The following is a 5,245-nucleotide window of genomic DNA, read 5'->3' on the forward strand; positions in this document are numbered from 1 at the left end:
CCGGATGATCGCCTTCCTCGGCGGCACCATCGGCAATCTGGTACCCGCCGAACGCGCGGGATTCCTCGCCGGGATCCACGAGGTGCTCGAACCCGGCGAGCTGCTGCTGCTCGGCGCCGGTCTGGTCATCGACCCGGCGGTGCTCGCGGCGCCCCCGATTTTTTCTGCCGGGGGGGGGGCGGCCCCCCCCCGCGACGAGATCGGGTCGCTCGACGGGCTGCTCGGTGGTCTGTGTTTCGCTGGCGCGCATGGAAAAGGTCCTCCCCCGGTGAACTGTGACCGGTCGACACTAGGTGAGCTCCGCGCACCCGCGCCACCGAATTTCAGGACGGCTCCCGCTGCGGCGGGTCGGGAGCAGGCCCGGCAATGCCCGGCGCCGGTTCGTCGCGCTCGGCCTTGGTGAGTGGGGCGCCGATCAGCACGTCGGCCCAGCGGGTGGACGGGTCGATATCGATGAGCAGGGCCTTCACCAGCAGGGTGATCGGGACGGCGAGGACGGCGCCCAGCCCACCGAGCACCCAGGTCCAGAAGACCAGGGACAGGAACGTCAGGGTGACGCTCAAACCGACCGCGTCGCCGACGAATTTGGGCTGGATGATGGATTGGATCACGAAGTTGATCACCGAGTAGACGACGATCACCCAGATCATCCGGGTGGGCCCGCCGTCGAGCAGGGCCAACAGCGCCGGCGGGATCACCCCGATGACGAAGCCGACATTCGGAATGTAGTTGGTGATGAACGACAGCAGCGCCCACAGCAGCGGCAGCGGCACGCCGAGCAGCCACAGCGCACCACCGTCGAGCACCGCGACGATGGCGCCGAACACGGTCGAGACCACCAGATATTTGCGGGTGCCGAGGGCGAATTCGGTGAGGGCGTGCGCGATCGCGGGCCGTTCCCTGGTGACGACCCCCATCCGCTGGCGGATGCTCATCCCGTCCACCGCCATGAACAGCAGTAGTGCGACCACGAAGAACAGGTTCGAGAACACCCCGAGCAGCCCGCCGAGCAGCTCGTTGAGATACCCGACGATTTTGTGGACGTCGATACCGTCCAGCGCCTTGTGGATCTGCTCCTCGCTGATTCCCACCGCGGCGAGCCAGTCCCGCCCGTGCGCGAGCAATTCGTTGAGCCGGTCACTGTAGGCGGGCAGTTCCGAAGCGAGCTGGAACACCGAAAGCGCCAGTGCCCCACCGAGTCCGACCAGGATCAACATCACCGTGAGAAACGCGAGCAGCATCCCGAGCCAGGCGGGCCAGCCGCGCCGCTGGGCCCAGGTCTGCACCGGTTGCACCGCGATGGTGAGCATCAGCGCGAGGAACAGCGGCCCGATCACCCCCGCGAAGGCCTTCATCCCGCTCACGGCGACCACCGCGGCCGCCACCGAGAGCAACACGATCAGCCCGCGCGGGATCGACCAGGCGGCGGGAGCGGGCGCGGCGGTCTGACCTGGCATTCGCATACCGCGACGCTAGGCAGCCAACGGGCGGCGCGCATCGCCCGTTGCGGGTGAACTATGCCGTCTTCATCTGTGGTGTCGGTGGTGGCTGCGTGCTCCGGTGGCCCAGTCGTCCGCCCGCCCAGAACGCCAGTTCGACCAGCCAGAACAGCCACAGCGCCAGCGTCACCACGACGACGGGAACCGCGAGGAACACGATCGAGGGCACCGCGATCAGCAACCAGCGCGCCACGTCGCCCGGTGTCGCGCCGCGCAGCCTGCTGCCCAGGCGCACCGCGGCCCACATCATCCAGCGGCGCGGGACGGACACGTCGAATTCGCGCAGGCAGCGCCGGAACAGCCCGTCGGCGTCGGCCCGCCCGACCGTGCCGGTGCGGCACAGGTAGTCGTGCAGGATCGCGGCTCTGGTGTAGGCGCCGTAGCGCGGGATCAGCCAGACCAGCGCGCGCGGCACCGAGGCGAAGTCGGTGCGGAATCCGGCCGGGACCGTGAAGGTTTCGACCGCGCCGCGGTAGGTGAGCGGCTCGGTGAGTCGCCAGAATTTCGCGTCCAGTTCCTCGACGACCGGACCGCCACCGATGAATGCCATGACCGCTCCTCCCGAGCCGCCCACCTGCCGATATCGGCGATGGTAGCGACCGGTCGCGGCGAAAACGGTGCTCAGGCGCGCGGTTGCGGACTCGAATCGAAATCGCCGCTGGGCCGATACTGCTCGGCCACCTCGACGACCGGATAGTCATCGGGCTCGGCCGGACGCAGGTCGCCGAGCAAACCCGCTGTGCCCGAACCGAGATCGGTCCGCGGGTGCAACGCCGCCAGGAACAGCAGGACCAGCGCGGCCAGGAACGGCTGCACCAGCAACGCGAGCGCGGTGCCGACCTCGGCGGGCAGCGCGACGATCTGCCCGACCGCCGGGTCGTCCGGCCGCGGATGGCGGTACTCGGCGACGCCCTCGCCGACCAGCCGCATGAGCGCGGCGCCGAGCCCGGAGGCGAGCAACAGGCCGACGACCAGCGCGGGCCCGCGCACACCGCGCACCCGCCACGCGGCGACGACGGTCAGCACCGCGACCACCGCGCCGACGCACAGGAACATCCCGACCGCGTCGAACAGGTGCAGGCTCTCCCCGGTGAGGACGGCGGCGCGGCCGGGCTGGGTCACCCGCAGCCGCTCGGTCGGGGCGAGCACGCCCCACACCACCCCGGCCACCGCGCTCACGACGAGCACGGCCACGGCCACCACGCCGACCCCGATCACCTCGCGGCGCAACACCTCGGGACGCGGCGCCGCACCGGTCTCGGCGACCACTAGCGCCGTTCCAGCTGTGCCGATTCGATGACCCCGTGCCGGGAGCACTTGGCCCACCAGCCATCCGGGCTCACCTGCACGATCATCCGCCGGCCGCACTGCTCGCAGAACCTCGGCGGTTCGAGCCCGAGCGCGGCGGCCGCGGGCATCGCGTCGTCGAGTCCGGGCACGATCCGCTTGCCGGTGAACGGGTTGTAGCGCTCGTCCATGTCAGTCACCCTACTGTGCCGCCGCGTCAGAGGGTTTCGTTGAGCGCCTTGATCGGCATCTTCAGCTCACCCAGCAGATCGAGGTCCGACTCGGCGGGGCGACCCAGGGTGGTCAGGTAGTTGCCGACGATGACGGCGTTGATGCCGCCGAGCATGCCCTGCTTGGCGCCCAGGTCGCCGAGGGTGATCTCGCGTCCACCCGCGAAGCGCAGGATGGTGCGCGGCAGCGCGAGCCGGAACGCGGCGATGGCGCGCAGCGCGTCGGCGGCGGGCAGCACCTCGAGGTCACCGAAGGGGGTGCCGGGGCGCGGGTTGAGGAAGTTCAGCGGCACCTCGTCGGGCTCGAGCGAGGCCAGCTGGGCGGCGAACTCGGCGCGCTGCTCGATGGTCTCGCCCATGCCGAGGATGCCGCCGCAGCACACCTCCATGCCCGCCTCGCGGACCATGCGCAGGGTGTCCCAGCGCTCCTCGTAGGTGTGCGTGGTGACGACCTTCGGGAAGTGCGACTTGGCGGTCTCGAGGTTGTGGTTGTAGCGGTGTACGCCCATCGCCGCGAGCTGGTCGACCTGCTCCTGGTTGAGCATGCCCAGCGAGCAGGCGACCTGGATGTCCACCTCGTTGCGGATCGCCTCGACGCCGGCGGCGACCTGCGCCATCAGCCGCTCGTCCGGGCCGCGCACCGCGGCGACGATGCAGAACTCGGTGGCGCCGGTCTTGGCCGTCTGCTTGGCCGCCTCGACCAGGCTGGGGATGTCGAGCCAGGCCGCGCGCACCGGAGACTGGAACAGGCCCGACTGCGAGCAGAAGTGGCAGTCCTCCGGGCAGCCGCCGGTCTTGAGGCTGATGATGCCCTCGACCTCGACCTCGGGGCCGCACCACTTCATCCGCACCTCGTGGGCGAGCTCGAGCAGCGCTTCCAGGCGGTCGTCGCCCAGGCGCAGCACCTCGACGGTCTGCGCCTCGGTGAGGCCTTCGCCGCGCTCGAGCACCTGCTCACGGGCGATGGCCAGGATGTCGGTCTGGACGGGTGCCTGCGTCACGTCGTGATGTCCCTTCGACGGGTGCGTCGCACGTGGCACGGGTGTGATCACCCGGCGTGGCCGTGCAACTTGAACGGTGTTCAGGCTAGGGTAACTGCTACACAATGGTCATGACACCCGGGTGGGTGAATTCCGAGGAAAGGACACGCGTGCAGCTGCGCAAGACGGATGTGATCGACGCCGCCGTCGCGATTCTGGATCAGTACGGCCTGGCCGATCTCACGATGCGCAGGCTCGCCGGGTCGCTGCAGGTGCAGCCCGGCGCGCTGTACTGGCACGTCAAGGACAAGCAGACGCTGCTCGGCGCGGTGGCGGACCGGATCCTGGCGCCGATGGACGAGCCCATCACCGCCACCGAATGGCCCGAGCAGCTCACCGAGCTCGCGCACCGGCTGCGCGACTGTCTGCTCGCCTACCGCGACGGCGCGGAGCTGGTCTCGGCCACCTACGCCTCCCGGCTGACCACGAGCAAGGCGCGGGAACGCCTGGCCGGCATCGTGATCCGCGCGGGGATGACCAGGGAGGAAGCCGAGCTCACCGCCTACACGCTGCTCTACTACGTCCTCGGCCAGACCGTCGACGAGCAGTCGCGCATGCAGATGGATTCGGTCGGCGCACTGCCCGACGGCGCCTCGCCCCTGCACGACACCCCCGATCCCACCGCCCGTTTCGACTTCGGGCTGCAATTGTTCCTCGCCGGCGTGCGCACCATCCTCGGCACCAGGGTGCGCTGATCACGGCGGTTGATTCCGGATCTGCTCCTGGTAGCGGCGCACGAACGGCAGCACCTGGGAGTCGATGATCGCGTTGTATTCCTGGGGTCGCTGGATCGGATTCGCGTGCTCGGTCCGGCGCGGCAGCACGACCAGCAGGGTGCCGTCGACGCCACCGGCGTGCTCGATCAGCACCTCGTGCGAGTACTCGACGTCGACGATCCGGTCGCGGGGGGGCCAGCCCCGGGGGCCGGAACCCAATGGCGGGCCGTAGGTGTGCGGGGGGGGGGGGGGCCCAGGCCCCCCAAACCCCGGGGGGGCCCCCCCCCCCCCAACCCACCCCCCCCGCGGGTGGGGGGCCCCCGCGAGGAGAGAAAAAAAAAAACAAACCAACCCCACCCCCCCCCCCCCCCCCCCCCCCCCCCACCCCCCCCCCCCCCCCCCCCCCCCCCGCGGAGGGGGGGGGGGCGCCACCCGCGGGCCCCCCCCCCCAGCGCCCCCCCCGCCGCGCGGGG

General features: G+C 70.6%; 7 protein-coding genes and 1 pseudogene. 2 read left to right on the forward strand and 6 right to left on the reverse strand.

From position 1 onward, the window contains the following. Positions 1-184 (forward strand): annotated as a pseudogene (locus QH270_RS19880) (L-histidine N(alpha)-methyltransferase); the annotation flags it as partial. A 139-nt stretch (positions 185-323) separates the two neighbouring features. On the opposite strand, the gene QH270_RS19885 reads toward QH270_RS19880, so the two are convergent. The 5 genes from QH270_RS19885 to bioB form a co-directional block, all read right to left on the reverse strand. Next, positions 324-1,463, reverse strand: coding sequence for an AI-2E family transporter (locus QH270_RS19885; RefSeq protein ID WP_280344607.1), 1,140 nt, complete (start codon positions 1,461-1,463; stop codon positions 324-326). A gap of 52 nt (positions 1,464-1,515) precedes the next feature. After that, entirely contained in the window at positions 1,516-2,049 is a 534-nt protein-coding gene (locus tag QH270_RS19890; protein ID WP_280344609.1) for a DUF1353 domain-containing protein, read from the reverse strand. Between the two features lie 71 nt (positions 2,050-2,120). Then, a complete protein-coding gene (locus QH270_RS19895; RefSeq protein WP_280344612.1) occupies positions 2,121-2,768 on the reverse strand; it encodes a DUF2567 domain-containing protein in 648 nt (215 codons plus the stop codon). Then, positions 2,768-2,977, reverse strand: a complete 210-nt coding sequence (locus tag QH270_RS19900; protein WP_189033945.1) for a hypothetical protein — start codon at positions 2,975-2,977, stop codon at positions 2,768-2,770. Before QH270_RS19900 ends, QH270_RS19895 begins: the two co-directional genes overlap by 1 nt. 26 nt (positions 2,978-3,003) lie before the next feature. Then, positions 3,004-4,017: a biotin synthase BioB gene (gene bioB / locus QH270_RS19905; protein ID WP_019046302.1), complete on the reverse strand. Its 1,014-nt coding sequence runs from the start codon at positions 4,015-4,017 to the stop codon at positions 3,004-3,006. 149 nt (positions 4,018-4,166) lie between these two features. Here bioB and QH270_RS19910 point away from each other — a divergent pair, with 149 nt between their 5' ends. After that, a complete protein-coding gene (locus QH270_RS19910; RefSeq protein WP_280344627.1) occupies positions 4,167-4,751 on the forward strand; it encodes a TetR/AcrR family transcriptional regulator C-terminal domain-containing protein in 585 nt (194 codons plus the stop codon). Here QH270_RS19910 and QH270_RS19915 read toward each other — a convergent pair whose 3' ends face one another. Continuing rightward, positions 4,752-4,991, reverse strand: coding sequence for a hypothetical protein (locus QH270_RS19915; protein ID WP_280344629.1), 240 nt, complete (start codon positions 4,989-4,991; stop codon positions 4,752-4,754). Positions 4,992-5,245 lie beyond the last annotated feature (254 nt).

It is taken from the genome of Nocardia neocaledoniensis, assembly GCF_029868625.1.
GTDB classification, from domain to species: Bacteria; Actinomycetota; Actinomycetes; order Mycobacteriales; family Mycobacteriaceae; genus Nocardia; species Nocardia neocaledoniensis_A.

Excerpts from the sequence above, each read along its gene's own strand:
- QH270_RS19885 (WP_280344607.1), bottom strand. The coding sequence starts at position 1,463 with ATGCGAATGCCAGGTCAGACCGCCGCGCCCGCTCCCGCCGCCTGGTCG.
- QH270_RS19890 (WP_280344609.1), bottom strand. The coding sequence starts at position 2,049 with ATGGCATTCATCGGTGGCGGTCCGGTCGTCGAGGAACTGGACGCGAAA.
- QH270_RS19900 (WP_189033945.1), bottom strand. The coding sequence starts at position 2,977 with ATGGACGAGCGCTACAACCCGTTCACCGGCAAGCGGATCGTGCCCGGA.